This is a genomic window from Micromonospora sp. NPDC005237 (genome assembly GCF_040607775.1).
GTDB lineage: Bacteria > Actinomycetota > Actinomycetes > Mycobacteriales > Micromonosporaceae > Micromonospora.
The window spans coordinates 220,087-239,394 of sequence record NZ_JBEXHJ010000004.1 but is presented as its reverse complement, the minus strand read 5'-3'; the positions used below and the strand labels follow the sequence as shown (position 1 = coordinate 239,394).

18 protein-coding genes and 1 riboswitch are annotated in these 19,308 nt (G+C 73.3%); of the genes, 9 read left to right on the top strand and 9 right to left on the bottom strand.

The genetic code is table 11. The features are described from left to right. Positions 1-5: 5 nt before the first annotated feature. On the bottom strand, positions 6-1,406 hold the full coding sequence (locus ABZT87_RS13565; protein ID WP_355135629.1) for an FAD-linked oxidase C-terminal domain-containing protein: 1,401 nt from the start codon (positions 1,404-1,406) through the stop codon (positions 6-8). 56 nt (positions 1,407-1,462) lie between these two features. Between ABZT87_RS13565 and ABZT87_RS13560 the strand changes: the two genes are divergently transcribed. Then, positions 1,463-1,747 carry a DUF4031 domain-containing protein gene (locus ABZT87_RS13560; protein ID WP_355064446.1) on the top strand — a complete coding sequence of 95 codons (285 nt, stop codon included), beginning with the start codon at positions 1,463-1,465 and terminating at the stop codon, positions 1,745-1,747. On the opposite strand, the gene ABZT87_RS13555 is transcribed toward ABZT87_RS13560, so the two are convergent. Next, a complete protein-coding gene (locus ABZT87_RS13555; RefSeq protein WP_355135627.1) occupies positions 1,719-2,375 on the bottom strand; it encodes a metal-dependent phosphohydrolase in 657 nt (218 codons plus the stop codon). The genes ABZT87_RS13560 and ABZT87_RS13555 overlap by 29 nt on opposite strands. A 105-nt stretch (positions 2,376-2,480) precedes the next feature. On the opposite strand from ABZT87_RS13555, the gene ABZT87_RS13550 reads away from it, so the two are divergent. Continuing rightward, positions 2,481-3,716, top strand: coding sequence for an FUSC family protein (locus ABZT87_RS13550; protein WP_354861470.1), 1,236 nt, complete (start codon positions 2,481-2,483; stop codon positions 3,714-3,716). Between the two features lie 44 nt (positions 3,717-3,760). Here ABZT87_RS13550 and ABZT87_RS13545 read toward each other — a convergent pair whose 3' ends face one another. Beyond that, a complete protein-coding gene (locus ABZT87_RS13545; RefSeq protein WP_355135919.1) occupies positions 3,761-4,996 on the bottom strand; it encodes an aminotransferase class V-fold PLP-dependent enzyme in 1,236 nt (411 codons plus the stop codon). A gap of 79 nt (positions 4,997-5,075) precedes the next feature. Continuing rightward, positions 5,076-5,196, bottom strand: a riboswitch (SAM riboswitch). Positions 5,197-5,219: 23 nt separating this feature from the next. Here ABZT87_RS13545 and ABZT87_RS13540 point away from each other — a divergent pair. After that, the gene (locus ABZT87_RS13540; RefSeq protein ID WP_354861471.1) at positions 5,220-6,698 is read left to right on the top strand and encodes a PrsW family intramembrane metalloprotease; all 1,479 of its coding nucleotides are present in this window, start codon (positions 5,220-5,222) and stop codon (positions 6,696-6,698) included. Between the two features lie 16 nt (positions 6,699-6,714). Here ABZT87_RS13540 and ABZT87_RS13535 read toward each other — a convergent pair whose 3' ends face one another. Further along, positions 6,715-6,882, bottom strand: coding sequence for a hypothetical protein (locus ABZT87_RS13535; protein ID WP_354861473.1), 168 nt, complete (start codon positions 6,880-6,882; stop codon positions 6,715-6,717). A gap of 92 nt (positions 6,883-6,974) precedes the next feature. Continuing rightward, entirely contained in the window at positions 6,975-7,313 is a 339-nt protein-coding gene (locus ABZT87_RS13530; RefSeq protein ID WP_354861475.1) for a co-chaperone GroES, read from the bottom strand. A 158-nt stretch (positions 7,314-7,471) separates the two neighbouring features. Between ABZT87_RS13530 and ABZT87_RS13525 the strand changes: the two genes are divergently transcribed. Continuing rightward, positions 7,472-8,770: an AI-2E family transporter gene (locus ABZT87_RS13525; protein WP_354861476.1), complete on the top strand. Its 1,299-nt coding sequence runs from the start codon at positions 7,472-7,474 to the stop codon at positions 8,768-8,770. A 126-nt stretch (positions 8,771-8,896) separates the two neighbouring features. Here ABZT87_RS13525 and ABZT87_RS13520 read toward each other — a convergent pair whose 3' ends face one another. After that, positions 8,897-11,101: an ATP-dependent DNA helicase gene (locus ABZT87_RS13520; protein ID WP_355064454.1), complete on the bottom strand. Its 2,205-nt coding sequence runs from the start codon at positions 11,099-11,101 to the stop codon at positions 8,897-8,899. 100 nt (positions 11,102-11,201) lie between these two features. Here ABZT87_RS13520 and ABZT87_RS13515 point away from each other — a divergent pair, with 100 nt between their 5' ends. Next, positions 11,202-11,708, top strand: a complete 507-nt coding sequence (locus ABZT87_RS13515) for a DUF402 domain-containing protein (RefSeq protein ID WP_354861637.1) — start codon at positions 11,202-11,204, stop codon at positions 11,706-11,708. 12 nt (positions 11,709-11,720) lie between these two features. On the opposite strand, the gene sigJ is transcribed toward ABZT87_RS13515, so the two are convergent. After that, positions 11,721-12,686 (bottom strand): RNA polymerase sigma factor SigJ, encoded by a 966-nt coding sequence (gene sigJ / locus ABZT87_RS13510; protein WP_355135625.1) that lies wholly within the window; start codon positions 12,684-12,686, stop codon positions 11,721-11,723. A 180-nt stretch (positions 12,687-12,866) separates the two neighbouring features. Between sigJ and ABZT87_RS13505 the strand changes: the two genes are divergently transcribed. The 3 genes from ABZT87_RS13505 (at position 12,867) to ABZT87_RS13495 (ending at position 15,583) form a co-directional block, all read left to right on the top strand. After that, positions 12,867-13,817, top strand: coding sequence for a PPK2 family polyphosphate kinase (locus ABZT87_RS13505; RefSeq protein WP_354861640.1), 951 nt, complete (start codon positions 12,867-12,869; stop codon positions 13,815-13,817). Between the two features lie 127 nt (positions 13,818-13,944). Beyond that, complete coding sequence (locus ABZT87_RS13500; protein WP_007465788.1) at positions 13,945-14,571, top strand: DUF47 family protein; 627 nt, start codon at positions 13,945-13,947, stop codon at positions 14,569-14,571. Between the two features lie 4 nt (positions 14,572-14,575). Further along, complete coding sequence (locus ABZT87_RS13495; protein WP_354861642.1) at positions 14,576-15,583, top strand: inorganic phosphate transporter; 1,008 nt, start codon at positions 14,576-14,578, stop codon at positions 15,581-15,583. 49 nt (positions 15,584-15,632) lie between these two features. Here ABZT87_RS13495 and ABZT87_RS13490 read toward each other — a convergent pair whose 3' ends face one another. Next, complete coding sequence (locus ABZT87_RS13490) at positions 15,633-16,601, bottom strand: Gfo/Idh/MocA family oxidoreductase (RefSeq protein ID WP_355135623.1); 969 nt, start codon at positions 16,599-16,601, stop codon at positions 15,633-15,635. A 278-nt stretch (positions 16,602-16,879) separates the two neighbouring features. Here ABZT87_RS13490 and ABZT87_RS13485 point away from each other — a divergent pair, with 278 nt between their 5' ends. After that, positions 16,880-17,713, top strand: a complete 834-nt coding sequence (locus tag ABZT87_RS13485) for an NUDIX hydrolase (RefSeq protein WP_355135621.1) — start codon at positions 16,880-16,882, stop codon at positions 17,711-17,713. A gap of 51 nt (positions 17,714-17,764) precedes the next feature. Here ABZT87_RS13485 and ABZT87_RS13480 read toward each other — a convergent pair whose 3' ends face one another. Continuing rightward, positions 17,765-19,294: a tannase/feruloyl esterase family alpha/beta hydrolase gene (locus ABZT87_RS13480; RefSeq protein WP_355135619.1), complete on the bottom strand. Its 1,530-nt coding sequence runs from the start codon at positions 19,292-19,294 to the stop codon at positions 17,765-17,767. Between the last annotated feature and the right edge of the window lie 14 nt (positions 19,295-19,308).

Genomic DNA, 19,308 nt, shown 5'->3' with positions numbered 1-19,308 from the left:
GCCCCTCAGAGCACCTTGCCCGGGTTGAGCAGGCCGGCCGGGTCCAGCGCCGCCTTGATGGCCTGGTGCACCCGGACGCCGACCGGGCCGATCTCGGCCGCCAGCCAGTCCCGCTTGAGCAGCCCCACCCCGTGCTCGCCGGTGCAGGTGCCGCCCAGGTCGAGGCCGAGTTGCATGATCTCGTCGAACGCCCGCCGGCCCCGCTCAACGCTCGCCGGGTCGGCGCGGTCGACGACGATGTTCGGGTGCATGTTGCCGTCCCCGGCGTGCCCCACCACACCGATCGGCACGTCGCAGTCCGCCGCGATCCGGGCCACCCCGTCCAGCAGCGCGGCGAGCGCGCCCCGCGGCACCGCCACGTCGTCGATCACCAGGCCACCGCTGCCACCCGGGTGGGTGTCGGCGGCGAATTTCTCCATCGCCGGGTGGGCGAGCCGGCGAGCCTGCAACAACGCCGCCGCCTCCACCGCGTCGGTGGCCGCGTAGACCTCCTCGGCGCCGGCCGCCTCGCACACCTGCGCCAGGGCCGCCAGGTCGTCGCCCGCCCGGCTGCCGGTGTCGGCGGCGGCCAGCAACAGGGCCTGCGCGTCGGTCCGCAGCCCCATCGGCTGGTACGCCTCGATCGCCCGCAGGTGGGTCTGATCCAGCAGTTCCAGCAGGCTGGGCGTGAGGCCCCGCGCGGCGATCTGGGCCACCGCGGTGCCGGCCGCCGCCGTGGAGCCGAAGACCGCCACCAGGGTCAGCGAGTCGGCCGGGGCCGGCCGCAGCGCCACGGTCACCTCGGTGATCACCCCGAGGGTGCCCTCCGAGCCGACGAAGAGCCGCGTCAGGTCGTAGCCGGCCACCCCCTTGGCGGTTCGCCGCCCGGTGCGCAGCACCTCGCCGGAGGCGAGCACCACCTCCAGGCCGAGCACGTACTCGGTGGTCACGCCGTACTTCACGCAGCACATGCCGCCGGCGTTGGTGGCCACGTTGCCGCCGATCGTGGACGACTCCCAGGAGCCGGGGTCCGGCGGGTACCAGAGACCCTGCTTGGCGACCGCCGCGGCGAGCGCGGCGTTGACCACGCCGGGCTGGACCACCGCGATACGGCCCACCGGGTCGATCTCCCGGATCTCGTCCATCGCGACGGTGCTGATCACTACCGCGCCGTCCACCGCGTTCGCCGCGCCGGCCAGCCCGGTCCGCGCGCCCTGCGGCACCACCGGTACGCCGTGCCGGGCCGCCGCCCGAATCACCGCCACCACCTGCTCGGTGCTGCGCGGGCGGGTCACCACGAGGGGGACGCCGGCGGCGCAGAGGTCGGCCTCGTCGCGCTGGTGCAGGCGTAGCAGGTCCGGGTCGGTGAGCACGGCGTTCTCGCCCAGAGTGGCGCGCAGGTCGTCGAGGAGTCCGGTGGGGGCCATGCCGCCGAGGCTAGGTCGCCGACCACCGATCATCAACGCGGGCTAGCTTGGGCACCATGCTCTACCTGGACCGGCCGGCCTGGCCGTGGCGCGGTCGACTCTGGTCGCACCTGATCAGCGACGTCTCCTACGCCGAGTTGCACGCCTTCGCCGAGGCGCTGGGCGCACCCCGGCGCGGCTTCGACCGGGACCACTACGACATTCCGGCCGACCGGTTCGCGGCGGCGGTGTGGCTCGGGGCCCGGGTGGTGCCGAGCCGGGAACTCGTCCGGTTGCTGCGCGACGCCGGACTGCGTCGCCCGAAGCACCTGGTCACGCCGGGATCGTCGGCGGCCCGGTGAGTGCGGCCAGCTCACGGCGCAGGTTGTCGTGGGCCGGCTGCTCCCACCGGTCGGCGAGCGGCGGCAGCCGGAACAGCGCGGGCAGCGCCAGCAGCCCGGTGAGCACGGTGGCCCGACCAGCTCGGAAGGCCGACTCGGGCACGTGCGCGTACTCCCGCCTGATCGCCGCCGCGTAGCGGTCGTAGGCGGCCGGCGGCCCGGCCAGCACGGCGAGGTCCGCGTCGCAGAGCAGGGCGCCGTTCCGGTCGCGGGGCGCCACGGCGTGCCCGGCGGTGAGCAGGACCAGCCGGCGCACCTCGGCCACCGCGGGCGCCGGCACTCCGAGCCCGGTGAGCAGGTTCCCGGCCAGCGCGGCGCTGTCCCGTTCGTTGGTGTCGCCCGGGGCCCGCGGGTCGTAGACCGCGTCGTGGCACCAGGCGGCCAACCGGACCAGGTCGGGCCGGTCGGCCAGCGCGGCGTGCCGGTCCACGACATCGAGGACGACGCTCAGGTGCGCCACCGTGTGGTAGTGCCGGTGCGGCTCCCGCCACCGGGCGAGCAGCTCCTCCCCGGCCCGGGTGGAGCGCTCGTCGGGTCTCGCCCCGGCGTCGCGGGCCGCCGCCCGCCACCGGTCCAGCAGATCGGCCACCGCCCGAGTCTGCCGCATCCGCGCGCCGCAGGCGGGCGGGAGGATTCAGGGGGCCCGCCACGGGTAGTCGCGCCCATGGCGGTGGCCCGGGACAGAAGACCTCCGATGGTGCGGCGTACCCCGCTGCGTGAGGGCCTGGTGGACGTCGACGGGGCGCGCATCGCCGAGGCCACCGAGCAACTGCGGCACCGCGGCCGGGCCACCCTGCACGACCGGCTGCACCGGGTGCGGATGGCGGGTGGGTTGGCCGTCCAGGCCGGGTTGGCGGCCGGTCTGGCGTACCTCATCTCGCACAAGGTGCTCGGCAATCCGCAACCGGTCTTCGCGCCGATCTCCGCGGTCGGCACGCTTGCCGCGTCGGTCGGGCAGCGGTTCCGCCGGACCGTCGAGCTGATCGTCGGGGTGGGCGTCGGGGTGTTCGTCGGCGACCTCCTGATCTATTTCCTCGGCACCGGCGCGTGGCAGCTCGGCCTGGTGGTCACGGTGGCGATCCTGCTCACCATCTTCGCCGGGGCGAGCGTGGCCATCGTCATCCAGGCGGCGGCCACGGCGGTGCTGATCGTGACGTTGAGCCCGTCCACCCAGAACCTGGAGATCCCGCGCTTCGTCGACGCGTTTCTCGGCGGCGGCATCGCGTTGCTGGTGACGGCGGTCCTGTTGCCGCTGAACCCGCTCCGGGTGATCAACCGGGCGGCCCGCCCGGCGCTGGACCTGCTCGCCGCCCAGCTCGACGCCACCGCCGACGGGCTGCGCGACCGGGACCGGGCCGGCATCCAGCGGGCGCTGGAGCGGCTGCGCAACAACAAGGACGAGCTGGCCACCCTGGGCGAGGCGATCGAGGGCGCGAAGGAGACGGCCACCCTGTCGCCGGCCCGCTGGCACCGCCGCGGCGAGCTGATCCACTACGCGGAGGCGGCCGACCCGATCGACCGCGCGATGCGCAACAGCGGCACGCTGATCCGCCGGTCCGTCACCCTGATCGAGGACGACGAGCCGGTGCCGGACCCGATGCCGGACGCGATCCGCCACCTCGCCGAGTCGGTCCGGCTGCTCAAGCACGAGTTCGCGGCGGGCGAGGAGCCGCAGAAGGCACGGGAGCGCTCGCTGCGGGCCGTCAGCGAGGCCGGCCGGGCGTACGGGGCGGGAGTCGGCTTCTCCGGCAGTGTCGTGATCGCCCAGATCCGGACCACGGCGAGTGACCTGCTGGTGGCCTCCGGTGTCGAGCAGGAGGAGGCGAACCGGTGGATCCGGACGGCCTTCGGGGAGCAGGAACGGCCGGTCGGCGAACCGGCCGAGCCGGGCGAGGCGCCGAAGCCACCCACCGCCCCGCCCGTCGGCTGAGCGCGAGCAGCAGGCGCACGGTCCGGGCCTCAGCCCCGCTCGACTCAGCTCAGCTCGGCGAGCGCGGCGAGCAGCCGGTCGACCTGGGCCGTGGTGCTGCCCAGACCGATGCTGGCGCGCAACGCGGTCGGCGGAAGATCCCGCCGGCCGGTACGCCCGGCGGCCTCGCCGAGCAGCCGCCGGGCCAGCGGGTGGGCGCAGAACAGCCCATCGCGTACGCCGATCCGGTGCTCGGAGGCCAGCCGGGCGGCCACCGCTGCGGAGTCCCAGCCCGCGACCACGAACGAGACGATGCCGACCCGGGGCGCGTCGGGGCCGAACGTGCGCAACTCCACCACGTGCGGCAGGGCGGCGAGGCCGGTGCGCAGCCGGGCCAGCAGAGCCTGCTCACGGGCGGCCAGCGCGACCCGGTCGGCGTCGGCCAGCGCCGCGCACACCGCCGCCAGCGCCACCGCGCCCAGCAGATTCGGGGTGCCGCCCTCGTGTCGGGCCGGGCCGTTCGCCCAGGTCACATCGTGGGTCGCTGGCCCGACGTGGCTGGTGGCACCGCCACCGGCCAGGTACGGCGCGGCGGCGTCCAGCCAGTCCGCCCGGCCGATGAGCACACCCGCGCCAAACGGGGCGTACAGCTTGTGGCCGGAGACGGCCAGGTAGTCCACGTCGAGCGTGTGCAGGTCGACCGGGGCGTGCGGCGCGAGCTGCGCGGCGTCGAGGACGATCCGGGCGTTGTGCCGGTGGGCCACCCGGGCCAGCTCGGCGACCGGCCACAGCTCCCCGGTCACGTTGCTCGCCCCGGTCACGGCGACCAGCACCGGCAGCGCGGGGTTGCTGTCGCGGCGCAGCTCGGTGAGGGCGGCGGCGAGAGCGCGTACCGCCCCGGCCGGGTCGGCGGGCACCGACAGGCGCACCGAGCCGCGGGGCCAGGGCAGCAGGTTGGCGTGGTGCTCGCCCGCGAAGGTGACGACTGTCGTGCCGACGGGCAGCGCCCGGGCCAGCAGGTTGAGAGCGTCGGTGGTGTTCCGAGTGAAGATCACGTGGTCGTCGGCGCGGGCGCCGAAGAAGTCGCCGACCGTCTGCCGGGCCCGCTCGTAGGCCAGGGTGCAGCGCCGCGACAGCGCTCCCGCGCCGCGGTGCACGCTGGCGTACCAGGGAAGCAGTTCGGTCACCGCGTCGGCCGCGGCCCGCGCGCACGGCGCGGTGGCCGCGTAGTCGAGGTTGATCTCGCCGGGTACGCCGAGCACGTCGAGCGGCGCCAACGGGCTGGGCGCGACGGTGGGCAGGGCGGGCAGCGAGGGTACGAGGGTGACGGACACGCCGGAACCTCCGGGGTCAGGGACCCCGGGTGCGGTGTCGGGACGGGGTCCGCGCTTGCCCAGCAAGCCGATCGGGCTGGGCCCGGTCATCACCCGGGGCACCCCACCGCGAACTCGACGAGGGTTGCCGGCCAGCAAGCCGGGGCTTGACGCTGGCGCTCGTGACCTGCCGGCAGCATAGCGGCTGTGGATGCGACCGGACCAGCCGGCGGGGGATGGCTACGCTGACCGCATGGCCGACACCCCGCCCGGTGCACCCCTGCCGTCGCCGCCCACGCCCGCCGATCCGGCTGTCGTCGCGGCGCCCCGGATGCCGCCGCGCCGACTGGTTTGGCTGCGGTTCCTGGTGCTGGCCGGGGTGGTGCTGTTCATCGCGGCGTGCGCGGTCTTCATGGTCATCACCCTCGGCCAGTCGCTGGGCCTCGACGCGCTGCTCATCGGGGTGGTCGCCGCGATCCTGCCGGTGCCGGTGCTGGTCGCCTGCTTCCTCTGGCTCGACCGGTACGAGCCGGAACCGCTGAAATACCTGATCTTCTGCTTCGCCTGGGGCGCGTTCGTCTCCACCGCCGCCTCGCTGAAGGTGAACGAGTTCGCCGCCGGGCGGTTCGCCGACTGGGGGCTGCCGGAGGCGCTGACCGGCGTGCTGGTGGCGCCGTTCATCGAGGAGCTGACCAAGGCCCTCGGTCCGATCCTGCTGCTGGTGTTCCGGCGTCGGGAGTGGTCCGGCATCACCGACGGCCTGGTCTACTGCGGGCTCTCCGCGGTCGGCTTCGCGATGGTGGAGAACATCCTCTACCTGGGCGGGTACGGCTATGCGGCCGGCGCCGACCGGTACGGCCCGGCGACCGGCACCCAGCAGGTGATCGCCATCTTCATCGTGCGGATCCTCCTGTTCGGGTTCGCCCATCCGCTCTTCACTTCGATGACAGGTGTCGGGCTCGGTGTCGCCTCGCGCACGGCCGACCGGCGGGTCCGCGTGCTTGCCCCCATCGCCGGCCTGCTGCTGGCGATGATGCTGCACGGCACGTGGAACCTGCTGCCGACGTTGACCCAGGCCACCGGCGAAGCGGTGATCATGCTGTACGGCTTCCTGGGCCTGATGGTGCCGGTGTTCTTCGGCACGGTCGGGCTGGCCGTGTGGCTGCGCGCCTGGGAGGGGCGGCTCACCGAGCGGACCCTGCCCGACTACGTGCGCGCCGGCTGGCTGAGCCCGCCCGAGGTGGCCGCCCTGAGCAGCCTGGGCCGCCGGCACGCGGCCCGCAGCTGGGCACGCCGGGTCGCCGGCGACGCCGGGGTGCGGGCGATGCGCGGGTACCAGCTCGCCGCGACGCGGCTGGCCCTGCTGCGCGACGGGACGCTTCGTGGTCTGGACCGTAAGCCCGCCGACCGGGAGCGGGCGGTTGCCGAGGAACGGCAACTGCTGGAGGCCATCACCGCGCACCGGTCGTTCTTCGTGGGGCGTGACCCGCAGGCGCCGGTGGGTGTCTGGGACGGCAGCCGCTACCACCTGCGGTTCCCGGACGGTACGCAGCGGCCGGTGGAAGCGCCCGACGAGCCGGTCGTGCCGATCCCGGTGGTGCTCGCCCCGCCGCCGCCCCCCATGGGCTACGCGCCGCCCGGTTGGCACGGCCTGCGCCCCCCGGCGCCGTGGCCGCCCGGTCACTCCTGACGGGCGCTGGCGGGGGTCAGGTCATCAGGGTGGTGAGGAAGTCACCGAGCCCCTGCGCCATCGCCATCAGCGCGGCTCCGATCCCCTTGAACATCTGCGCGGCCCCGTCCGGCCGGAACGCCATGAAGTAGATCAGGAACGCGACGCTGCCCCAGGCCAGCAGTTTCTTCACGAATACCGGCATCGTCCCTCCCCAGGGCCCACGGTCGCCGGCTGGCTTCCCACGCCACGGGCTGGCAAACGGCGCGGTGGCGCCCGCTGGCCAGGGGAGGTGCGTCAGAGATAGAGGCCGGTGGAGTCGTTCTCGACCCGCTCGGCGGCCACGGCGTGCACGTCGCGCTCCCGCAGCAGCACGTACCCGCGGCCGTGCAGCTCGACCTCGGAACGCTCGTCCGGGTCGAAGAGCACCCGGTCGCCGGAGACGATGGCGCGGACGTTCGGCCCCACGCCGACGGCGGTGGCCCACGCGAGGCGCTTGCCGACAGCGGCGGTAGCCGGGATGACGATGCCCGCGGTGGAACGGCGCTCGCCCTCGCTGCCGTCCATGCGTACCAGCACGCGGTCGTGCAGCAGGCGGATCGGCAGGCCGGAGTCGAAATCCTGGTCGGCGGTCACGGGGCAGACGCTACCGTGTCGCGGGGGACCGGCCGCCGGTGGTTACGTCCCTGGCCGTCCGGGCATTGTGTGGCGGAACTGCCCTACGGTGTGGGGAACGGACGTATGCTGTCCGACCTGTCGCCGTGGGCGGACGACTCTTCTGCCAGGAGGTGCGCTTGAGCCGCTTCGAGCGGGTACGCGGGCGGCTGCGCCGCGCCTACCGGTCAGGACAGGAGTCGGTTCGCGCGGCTCAGGAGACGCCGAGCGACGCGCCGGAGACGGCCGGGGTGGCCTCGCCGGCCGTTCCCGGGCCCGCCGCTCCGGCGAAGGCCACGGTCGTCGGCGCGGAGCCTCCGGTGGACCTGCACAGCTCGACGTCCAGCCGGGACGACGCCGACGTGCCGCACGGGCTGCGGATCGCCGCCGCCTGGTGCTGGCGGCTGATCGTGATCGGCGTGGTGGCGTGGGCGCTGCTTCGGATCGTCGGCACGGTCCGGATCGTGATCATCCCGCTGGCCATCGCATTGCTGCTCTCGGCGTTGCTCGCGCCGGCCGTGGGTTGGCTGCTGCGGGCCCGGTTGCCCCGTTCGCTGGCGACGGCCGTGGTGCTGGTCGGCGGTCTGGCGGGCGTCATCGGCACGCTGACCCTGGTGGTCAACGAGTTCATCCAGGGCGTACCGGAGCTGAGCGAGAAGTCCTCGCAGGGCGTCCGGCAGATCCAGAACTGGCTGAAGACCGGCCCGTTGCACCTGTCCGACACCCAGCTCGACCGCTACATCAACGAGGCGCAGGGCTGGATCAACGACAACACCTCGAAGTTCACCAGCGGCGCGCTGAGCACCGCCGCGACGCTGGCGGAGGTGCTGACCGGCACGCTGCTGGTGCTGTTCGCGACGTTCTTCTTCCTGCGCGACGGCAACAAGATCTGGCGTTTCCTCGTCCGGCTGCTGCCGGTGGCCGCCCGGTGGAAGGTCGACGACGCCGGCCGCGCCGCCTGGCAGACCCTCGTCGCGTACGTCCGCGCGACCGTGCTGGTCGCCTTCATCGACGCGGTCGGCATCGGCATCTTCCTGGTCATCTTCGACGTGCCGTTCGCCTTCCCGCTGGCGGCCCTGGTGTTCCTCGGCGCGTTCATCCCGATCGTCGGCGCGGCGCTCTCCGGTGGGGTGGCGGTGCTGGTGGCGCTTGTCGACAGCGGGCCGGTAACCGCGCTGATCATCCTGGGTGCGGTGATCGGTGTGCAGCAGGTGGAGGGCCACATCCTCCAGCCCCTCATCATGGGCCGGGCGGTGGCCATCCACCCGCTCGCGGTGATCATCGGGATCGCGGCCGGCGTGGTGCTCGCGGGCATCACCGGCGCGCTGGTCTCCGTGCCGCTGATCGCGGTGCTGAACACCGCCGTACGCCGACTGGCCGCCCGGACGGTCCCGGACACCCCACCCGACGCCGTCGTCGTCGCCGCGCAGGCCCCCTGACCGCACGAGCGGCGCGCCTCCCGCGCCATGATCACGCACGATCGTTGATGTAGTGGCATCCCCGGCCGGGGATGCCACTACATCCTTGTTATTGCACGACCTTGAACGCGGGGCGCGGGGCGCGGGTCAGGTGGTGGCGAGGCGTTGCAGGGCGCCGCGGGCTACCTCGGGGCGGGTCGTGTACCAGAACGGGGGCAGCGAGCGGCGCAGGAACGGCCCGTAGCCCCGCGCCGTCTCCAGGCGCGAGTCGAGCACCGCGACGACTCCCTTGTCGCCGGTGGCCCGGATCAGTCGGCCCACTCCCTGCGCCAGCCGGACGGCCGCGATCGGCACGCTGACCGCGGCGAAGCCGGAGCCGCCGCCCGCGTCCACGGCAGCGGCGCGGGCCGCCGCGAGGGGTTCGTCGGGCCGTGGGAAGGGCAGCCGGTCGATGACCACGAGCTGGCAGGCGTCGCCCGGCACGTCCACCCCCTGCCAGAGCGACATCACCCCGAACAGGCAACTGGACCGCTCCTCGCGGAAACGGCGGACCAGCAGCGGCAGCGCCTCCTCGCCCTGCAACAACACCGGCAGGTCGGTCCGCGCGCGCAGCAGCTCCGCCGCCTGCGTCGCGGCCCGCCGCGAGGAGAAGAGCCCGAGAGTACGACCACCGAGCGCCTCGACGAGCCCGAGCAGCTCCTCCCCGGCCGCGTCGGGCAGCCCGGAGACGCTGGGCCGGGGCAGGTGCGCGGCGACGTACAGGATGCCCTGCCGGGCGTAGTCGAACGGCGAGCCCACGTCCAGCGAGCGCCAACCCGGCCCCTCGGTCGCCGGCACGACGGACCCCGGGTTGGTGTCGCCCGCGAGCCGACGGCCGGGCGCCTCGGCGACCGGGCGGCCCGGGGCGGTGCGGGCGGCCTGCGCGGCAGCGGCCGGGGACGGTGGTGCGGGTGGCGGCGCGTCCAGCCCGAGGGCGCGGGCCACCGTGTCGAACCGGCCGCCGAGCGCCAGGGTGGCCGAGGTGGCCACGACGGTGCGTTCGTCGTACAGGTGGGTGGCGAGGGTGCCGGCCACCGACAGGGGTGCGACCACGAGGGCCCGTCGGCTGCCGCTGTCGTTCTTCTCCACCCAGGCCACGTCGTGGTCGGCCTCTTCGAGGAGCCGCTGGGCGGTGGTGGAGAGGTCGTCCAGGGCGGCCTTGGCCTGCTGCTTGCGGACCGGGTCGGGATCATCTGACTTGATCTCGCCGATCGCGTCCAGGGCGGCGCGGGTGGCCGCGTCGAGCAGCGTGCACGCCTCGCGCAGTGGCGTCGGCAGGCCGGCGGTGAGTCGACCGGCCGGGGCCTCGGCCAGCCCGACGGCGAGGGCGTCACCGGCGGCGGTGAGCGCATCGGCGGTCTCCGGCCGCAGCAGCGTACGGGCCCGCCGGGTGGTCCGGTCGATCAGCTCCGGCACCAGCTCGGCCTGGGCGGCCGAGGAGACCCGGTCGGCCAGTTCGTGTGCCTCGTCGACGATGAGCAGCTTGTGCGGCGGGACGATGTGCCGGTCGGCCAGCATGTCGACCGCCAGGAGGCTGTGGTTGGTCACCACGATGTCGGCCTCGCGAGCGCGGGCCCGGGACGCCTCGGCGAAGCACTCCGCGCCGAACGGGCAGCGGGCCGCGCCGACGCACTCCCGCGACGGCATCGAGACCAGCCGCCAGGCCTGGTCGTCGACGCCCGGGTCCAGCTCGTCGCGGTCGCCGGTGTCGGTCTTCTCGGCCCAGTCGCGCAGCCGCTCGATCTGCTTGCCCAGCCGGCCCGCCTCGCCGAGCCACTTCGTGCCGCCGCCGGGGCGGGCGGCCGGGGCGTCGAAGAGGGTGTCCTCCGGCTCGTCCTCGGTGGAGTTGTCCAGCCGCGCCAGGCAGAGGTAGTGGTGCCGGCCCTTGAGCACCGCGAACGTGGGCCGGCGGCCGAGCAGCGGCTCGACGGCGTCGGCCAGCCGGGGCAGGTCGTGGTCGACGAGCTGGGACTGCAACGCCAGGGTGGCCGTGGAGACCACCACCGGCCCGTCCACGGTGAGAGCCGGCGCGAGGTAGGCCAGCGACTTGCCGGTGCCGGTGCCCGCCTGCACGAGCAGGTGCTCGCCGCTGGTCACGCACTCCTCGATGGCGGTCGTCATCTGCTGCTGGCCGGGCCGCGCCGTGCCGCCGGGGACCGCGCCGACCGCGGCCGCGAGCAGCTCCGTGCCGCTGGGCCGGGCACCCCGCCGCCGGCTTCCACCGCGGGCCGACGGGGTGGCGGAACCGGTGGCGGTGCGGGGCGGAGTCACCGTGCGACGGTACCCGCCGCCGCCGACAGCGTCCGTGCCCATCCGCCCGCGTGGCGCGGACCACCCATCGACCTCGCTGGTCCACCCCGTCCGGTTACGGCCGTGCTACGACGCGTGGGCAGTATCGGTTAGGGTGCGAATCATGCCGAGCGACGTGGTCCGAGTGATCTACCGCAAGTACGACGGCAGCGCGCACCGTGACTACCCGGCCCGTCGCCTCGCGGAGGACGATCTCGGCGTCTGGCTCGGCGTTCCCTTCGGCACCGAGTCGGTCTACCACGGCCGGCCGTCGGTGGAGAAGATCCCCTTCGTCCTGCTGGTGCCGCATCACGCCTGGTGGACGGGCATGTTCAACCCGCCGCCACGGACCAGCGAGGTCTACTGCGACATCGCCACCCCGGCCCGCTGGGAGTCCGACGACACCGTTCACCTGATCGACCTCGACCTGGACGTGGTCCGGCGGCGGGCTACCGGCCTGGTGGAACTGCTCGACGAGGACGAGTTCGCCGAGCACCGGGCCCGTTTCGGCTACCCGCAGGACGTGGTGGTCGAGGCCGAGGCGGCGGCCCAGTGGCTGTACGGCGCCCTCGGCGACGGCACCGAGCCGTTCGCGACGTCGTACCGCAAATGGCTGGCGCTGGTGGTCTGAGCCGGCGCGGGCTCACCAGCGCGGCGGCCACCGGTCGTCGTCGCCCAGCGGCGGCAGGTCGGCCAGCTTCTCCGGGTTGAGCTGGTTGAAGATGCCGGTGATCCGGCCGCCGTCGACCGAGAACGCGGTGACCACCCGGATCGGCCGCCCGTCGCTGTGCGCCGTCTCCACCTGGAGGCCGAGGACGCCGTCGACAAGCACCGGGCGGGCCCGCATCCGTCGCGTGTACCGCCCGGTCCGGCCGAACAGGCCGAGCGTGAAGCGGCCCACCGTGTCCGCGCCGACCACCGGCCGACGGGCCGTCGGGAAGTGCCCGCCCGAGTCGCCGATCAGGACCACGTCCGGCGCGAGCACCCGCAGCAGCGGATCCAGCTCGCCGGACTCGGTGGCGGCCACGAACGCCGCGAGGACGCGCCGCTGCTCGGCCGGGTCAGCGGTGTGCCGGGGCGCGTCCGGTGCGGCGACGGCCCTGCGGGCCCGGGAGGCGAGCTGCCGGGCGGCCACCTCGCTGGTGCCGAGGATGTCCGCCACCCGGGCGAACGGCACCGCGAACACGTCGTGCAGCACGAACGCGAGCCGCTGCTCGGGCGCGAGCCGTTCCAGCAGCACCCGCAGCGCCGTGCCGACCTGGTCGGTGCGGACCGCGCGTTCGGCGGGGTCGGGGGCGTACCCACCGCTGGCTTCGCCGCCGTGCAGCGGGCTCACGACCGGTTCCGGGAGCCACTGCCCGGGGTACGCCTCGCGGCGGACCCGCGCCGAGCGCAGCACGTCCAGGCAGATCCGGGCGCAGGTGGTGGTCAACCACGCGGAGAGATCGCGGATCTCGGCGCGGGCGGCCGGGTCGGCGAGCGCCCCGGCGTAACGCAGCCAGGTCTCCTGCACCGCGTCCTCGGCCTCGCTGCGGCTGCCCAGCATCCGGTGGGCCACCGCGAGCAGCCGACCCCGCTCGGCCTCGAACTCCGTCGCCAGGTCTCGCACGACCCACCACCCTCCCCCGAGCGCCACGTCCCCCTGGCGCACATCCTCCAACCAACCGGACGCGCCGGCGGCCCCGGACGTGACGGCGGGCCTCGGTGGGCCTGGTGGGCCCTGGCTGGGCCTCGGTGGGCCGGTGGGCCTCGGCGCGCGGATGGCCGGCGGTTGGGCGATGATCCGAGGATGAGCGAACCCCGGCAAGGGCAGAGCGAGCGGGTCGTGGCGCCGGACGGCGGGCCCGTGCGGGACCTGTTGCGGGTCACCGCGCCGGTGGATCTCGCCGCGATCGATCCCCGGTCCACGCCCGGCCTGCCGCCGGCCGAGGTGGTCGGCGAACACCGCAAGACCTGGGCCCGTGCGCAGGTGGCGCTGGTCGGCGAGGAGCTGGGCCGGCAGCAGGAGATGCTCTTCGCGATGGCCAAGGCCGGCTCGGAGCACCCGGCGCGCCGGGTGCTGCTGGTGCTCCAGGCGATGGACTGCGGTGGCAAGGACGGCACGATCAAGCGGGTGGCCGGCGCGATGAACCCCCTCGGCCTGCACATCCGGTCGTTCGGTCCGCCGACCCCGCAGGAGCTGCGGCACGACTTTCTGTGGCGGATCCGCCGGGAGCTGCCTCCGCCCGGGTACGTGGGGATGTTCAACCGCTCACACTACGAGGACGTGTTGATCGCCCGGGTCGGGTCGTTGGTGCCGGAGGCGATCTGGCGGGCCCGCTACGACCAGATCAACTCCTTCGAGCGGGAGTTGGTCGACGACGGGGTGACCGTCGTGAAGGTGATGCTGCACATCTCGTACGCCGAGCAGGGCGAGCGGCTGCTGGAACGGCTCACAGATCCGCACAAGCACTGGAAGTACAACCCGTCGGACGTCGACTCCCGGGCGCAGTGGGACGACTACCAGGCCGCGTACGCCGAGGCGCTGAGCCGGTGCGGCACGGACGCCGCGCCGTGGTTCGTGGTGCCGGCGGACCGCAAGTGGTACCGGGACTGGGCGGTGGCCCACCTGCTGCGAGAGACGTTCGACACGCTCGATCTGGGGTATCCGCCTGCCGATTTCGATGTGGCGCGCGAGCGCGAGCGGTTGGCTGCTGGGGGAGCGGGGACGGTTGGGACGCCCGAGATGAACAGCAGGTGAACGAGCGGTGAATGTGGCCTGGCCAGGGGTGGGCCGACGAATTTGCAGTTCTGGCGTTTCCTAGCATTCACCGAGCGGACGCCGACGGACGCCGCCACCCTTCCACCGACGCGACGAGGTCTGTGCTGTGAAGTTTTCCTTCCGCCCCACCGAGGGCGCCTTCTACGAGCTCTTCACCAGGGCCGCGCAGAACCTGGTCCGGGGCACCGCGCTGTTGAACGAGCTGGCTCTGCCCGGTGTCGACGTGCAGTCGGTCAGCGAGCGGCTGACCGAGGTCGAGCACGACAGCGACCAGATCACGCACGATCTCTACAAGAAGATCAACTCGACCTTCATCACGCCGTTCGACCGGGAGGACATCTACCGGCTCGGCTCGCTGCTCGACGACGTGATGGACCACCTGGAGGCGGTCGGCGACCTGCTGTACCTGTACGGGCTGACCGAGCTGCCGGCGCTGCCCCGGGAGCTGCACGAGATGGTCAACGTGCTCGACCAGCAGGCCAAGCTGACCGCCGAGGCGATGCCCCGGCTGCAGTCGATGAAGGATCTCGAGGACTACTGGATCGAGTGCAACCGGCTGGAGAACGAGGGTGACCGGATCAACCGGCAGTTGCTCGTCCGGCTCTTCTCGGGTGAGTACGACGCGTTGACGGTGCTGAAGATGAAGGAGGTCGCCGACGAGTTGGAAGCCGCCTGCGACGCCTTCGAGCACGTGGCCAACACGGTCGAGACCATCGCGGTCAAGGAGTCCTGAACCGGTGACTCCCGAACTCATCGCCGTCCTGGCGGTGATCGCGGTGGCCCTGGCGTTCGACTACACCAACGGCTTCCACGACGCCGCCAACGCGATCGCGACAAGCGTCTCCACCCGCGCGCTGACACCCCGGATCGCCCTCGGCCTCGCCGCGGTCGGCAACTTCATCGGCGCCCACTTCGGCGCCGGGGTCGCCAAGACCGTCGGCGACGGCCTGGTCACCCTCCCCACGGGGGTGAGCAGCCTCGGGGTGGTCTTCGCCGGGGTACTGGGTGCCATCGCCTGGAACCTGATCACCTGGTACTTCGGCCTGCCGTCGTCGTCCTCGCACGCGCTCTTCGGCGGCCTGGTCGGCGCGACCCTGCTGTCCAGCGGCGGCATCGTGCAGTGGGGCAACATCGGCGAGAAGGTCATCCTGCCGATGGTGCTCTCGCCGATCGTCGGCCTCACCCTCGGTTACCTGCTGATGCTGGCGATCCTCTGGCTGTTCCGCAAGGGTCAGCCGGGCAGGCTCAACCGGGGTTTCCGCCATGCGCAGACCGTGTCCGCCGCCGCCATGTCGGTCGGCCACGGCATGCAGGACGCCGCCAAGACGATGGGCATCGTGGTGCTGGCGCTCTACACCGGCGGTTTCCAGGAGAGCAAGACGCACATCCCGGGCTGGGTGTTCTGGACGTCGGCCACCATGCTGGCGCTCGGCACGTACGCCGGTGGCTGGAGGATCATCCGCACCCTCGGCCGCAAGATCATCGACCTCGGGCCTCCGGAGGGCTTCGCCGCCGAGACGGTGGCCAGCGCGGTGCTCTACTTCAACGCCCTGGTGTTGAAGGCGCCGATCTCCACGACCCACACGATCACCTCGGCGATCATGGGTGTGGGCGCGACCAAGCGGCTCTCCGCGGTCCGCTGGAACGTCGCCGGCAACATCGTGATCGCCTGGATCATCACGTTCCCGGCGGCGGCGCTGATCGCCTGCGTCGCCTACCTGCTGGTCCGGCCGCTCTTCGGCTGACCGCACCCGGCACGCGAGAAGGCACCCCGACCGGGGTGCCTTCTCGCGTTCACTCGTACCGGACGCCGATCTGCTCGCGGATCGTGTCCAGCAGGGTCATCACCTCAAGCGTCGTGGTGTGCGGCACCAGCGGGCTCTCGGTCAGCCCGGCGGCCAGGCAGCGCTGCACCTCGATCGCCTCGTACTGGTAGCCGTTGCCGGCCTCCTCGGCGGAGATCGTCTCGGGCGCGAAGCCGTCCCGGTGCAGGGTCAGCGAAGCCGGCCGGAAGAACGGCTCCGGCAGGTCGATGCGGCCCGTGCTGCCGGTGATCGAGGCGGCCAACGAGCTCGCCCCGACCATGCCGCAGCTCAGCGTGGCCACCGCCCCGCTGTCGTACCCGAACAGGATGCCGGTGTTCTCGTCGGTCCCCTCCGGGCCCAGGTGCGCCCAGGAGCGGATGTGCTGCGGCACGCCGAGCAGCAGGTGCGCCAGGCTGATCGGGTAGATCCCCAGGTCGAGCAGCGCGCCCCCGCCCAGCGCCGGGTTGCGCATCCGGTGCTCCGGCGGGAACGGTCCGGCCACCCCGAAGTCGGCCCGGACATTGCTGACCGTGCCGATGGCACCCTCGGCGATCAGCTGGACCGCGCGAAGGATGAGCGGGTTCGTCCTCATCCACATGGCCTCCATCAGGAAGACCCCGGCGGCGCGGGCCGTCGCCACCAGCTCGGTGCTGGTGGCCAGGTCGAGGGTGAACGGCTTCTCCAGCAGCACCGCCCGGCCAGCGGTCAGGCAGGTCAGCGCCGCCTCGTGGTGCGCCGCGTGCGGGGTCGCCACGTAGATCACGTCGACCTCCGGATCGGCGGCCAGCTCCACCCAGGAGCCGTACGCGCGCTTCGCGTCGTACGTGTCGGCGAACCGCTGCGCGCTGTCGGCGGAGCGGGAGCCGACCGCGACCAGTTCGGCGTCCGGCACCAGCCGGAGGTCTTCGGCGAAACGGCTGGCGATGTGGCCGGTGGCCAGGATGCCCCAACGAGTCATGCCGGAACGCTAGCCGAACCGGGTGAACCGCCCCCTGCCCGGCCGCCGCCCAGCTCATCCGTCGAGACCTCGGTGCTCCTCACCGCGACGACATACCTCGCAGGCCGCCCACCTCGTTCGCTCCCTTTGCTCTGCTTCAACCCACGCAACAGTGAACGGCCATTTCTGTTGCGCGGGTTGAAGCAGAGCAAAGGAGGCGCGTGGGTGGTCGGCGGTCGAGCGGAGCCCACCGGCGCACGCCGGCCGGTGGCGGCGGGTCGGGGAACTAGGCTCGCGGCATGACGATCGACAGTGACGGCTTCGCCGCGCCCGCCGCCCTGGTCGAGCACGCCCGCCGGTTCCAGGCCGAGGGCGGCACCCCGGCGACGCCGCGCGTCGCCGCCACCGTGCTGCTGCTGCGCCCGACCGACACCGACTTCGAGGTGTACGTCATCCGCCGCGTCGCCGCGATGACCTTCGGCGGGATGTACGCCTTCCCCGGCGGCGGGGTGGACCGCTCCGACTCGGCGGCGCACCTCGACTGGGCCGGCCCGGCGCCGACCGAGTGGGCGGGGCGGCTCGGGGTGGCCCCGGACGCCGCCCAGGCGGTGGTCTGCGCCGCCGCCCGGGAGGTCTTCGAGGAGGCCGGCGTGCTGCTCGCCGGGCCCGATCCGGCGACTGTGGTGGGCGACGTCAGCGGCGACGACTGGGAGGCGGCCCGGCAGGACCTGGAGGGGCGTCGGCTGGGCTTCGCGGCGCTGCTCGCCGACCGTCACCTCACGCTGCGGTCGGATCTGCTGCTGCCGTGGAGCCGCTGGATCACCCCGGAGTTCGAACCGCGCCGCTTCGACACGTACTTCTTCGTCGCCCTGTTGCCGGCGGGGCAGCGGACCCGCGACGTCTCCGGCGAGGCCGACCACACCCTCTGGATCCGCCCGGCGGACGCGCTGGCCCGCGCGGAGGCGGGCGAGCTGACCATGCTGCCGCCGACCCTGGTCACGCTGGCCCAGGTGGCGGCTGCCGGCGACCTGGCCGGCGTGGCGCGGGCGGCGGCCGACCGGGACGCCGCCACGCCGATCACGCCGCGCCTGGACCTCCCGGCCGACGGCGAGCCCCGCTTCGTGCTCGGCTGACCCGAGCCGCGGTCCGCCGTATCCCTGCGGGTACGGCGGACCGGCGGCCCGTCAGTAGTGCCCGACGTAGCGGTAGTTGGCGTTGAGGCTGCCCGGGGCGGCGTGCGCCGGCGCCAGCGCGTCGAACGGCGCCACCGTGAGGAAGCGGACGAACTGCTGATCCGGCTCCGCATTGGGCGCGTAGGTGAGGACGTCGATGTCGCCCGGAGCGACGTCGCGCTCGACCCAGTCCATCAGCGGCTGGAGGAACTCCGGGATGCCGACCTCCGACGGGTGCTCGGTCGGCTCCGGCCCGAACAGGCAGTGGTAGCCGGCCGGCACCATGTACAGCCGCGTGAACGCCTCGCTGCCGCCGCGACGCTGCACGGCCGCGTAGTAGTCGACCGTCGAGAACGGGGGGACGGACGGGTCCGCCCAGCCGTGGTAGAGGATCAGCTTGCCGCCCTGGTCGCGGAACTCGGACAGGTCCGCGTCGGTGGCGTTGTAGATGGCGTCGCCCAGCACGTTCAGCCGCTCGAACGTGGCCCGGGTGAACCGCACGTCGGTCAGCTGGAAGTCGGCCGGCGGGCTCTGCGGGTACGCGAGGTACTTCAGGTAGTTGAGCGCGATCCTCCCGGTGTTGCCGTCCACCGGCGAGCCGGAGCGCACCACGAACTCGTCGATCCAGCCCAGTTCCGATCCGTACGGCATGCCTCCGGGGTAGAGCCCGTTCGGGCCCCGGTAGAACGCCACAACGGCCGCCACCTGGGCGGGCGTGAGGCAGTCGGGCCGGTCCGTGCCACGCGGGCAGCGCAGCGACAACGGCTGGAACCCGCACCGCCGCGGATCCTCGATGACCGAGCCGCACCTCTGCACAACCGCCTCGTGCAGCGCGGGAATCTTCTCCGGGCCGAGGATCTGCCGGCCCGACGCGTCGGTGTTGCGCAGCACCACCCAGGCGTTGAGCAGCGCCAGCGGCGCCAGGTTGTGCACCGGTGCGCCGGCCAGGATGCCGTCGAAGTCGGACGGGAACCGCTGCGCCAGCATCAGCCCCTGCCGGCCGCCGGTCGAGCAGCCGTCGAAGTACCGGTACGTCGGCCCGTGCCCGTAGTACGCGACCATCACCGCGTCCGCCACCCGCCGCAGCCGGTGCTCGGACAGCAGCCCGAACTCCAGTCGCGTCCGAGGGTCGGCGCCCCAGGTCGCGGGCTCGCTGGTCTGCGGGTCGCCGGTGTGCCCGGTGTCGTCGGAGGCCAGCACCAGCCTGCCGTCCCGCGCGGCCGCGCACTGGAACCCGAAGAGCGGCAGGGTCAGGTCGGGCACCGTGCCGCACAGCCCGCTACAGCCCTGCTGGACGTACTGCCCCGTCCATCCGGAGACGGGGAGCTTGACGGTGAACCGTGCCTGCGGCCGGATCACCCCCTGCACCATGCAGAATTCCTGGCCCTCGGCGTTGGTGTCGCGTTCCGCCGACGTCACCGACACCTGCGGGATCCGCGCCCCGGCCAACCCCGCGCACCGGTCGGCGGGCGGGTCGGTGGCGGATCCCGGCGTGACGATCAGGGGTACGGCGGTCAGCAGTGCCAGAACAGTTCGGATCATGCTTCCCTCCTCTT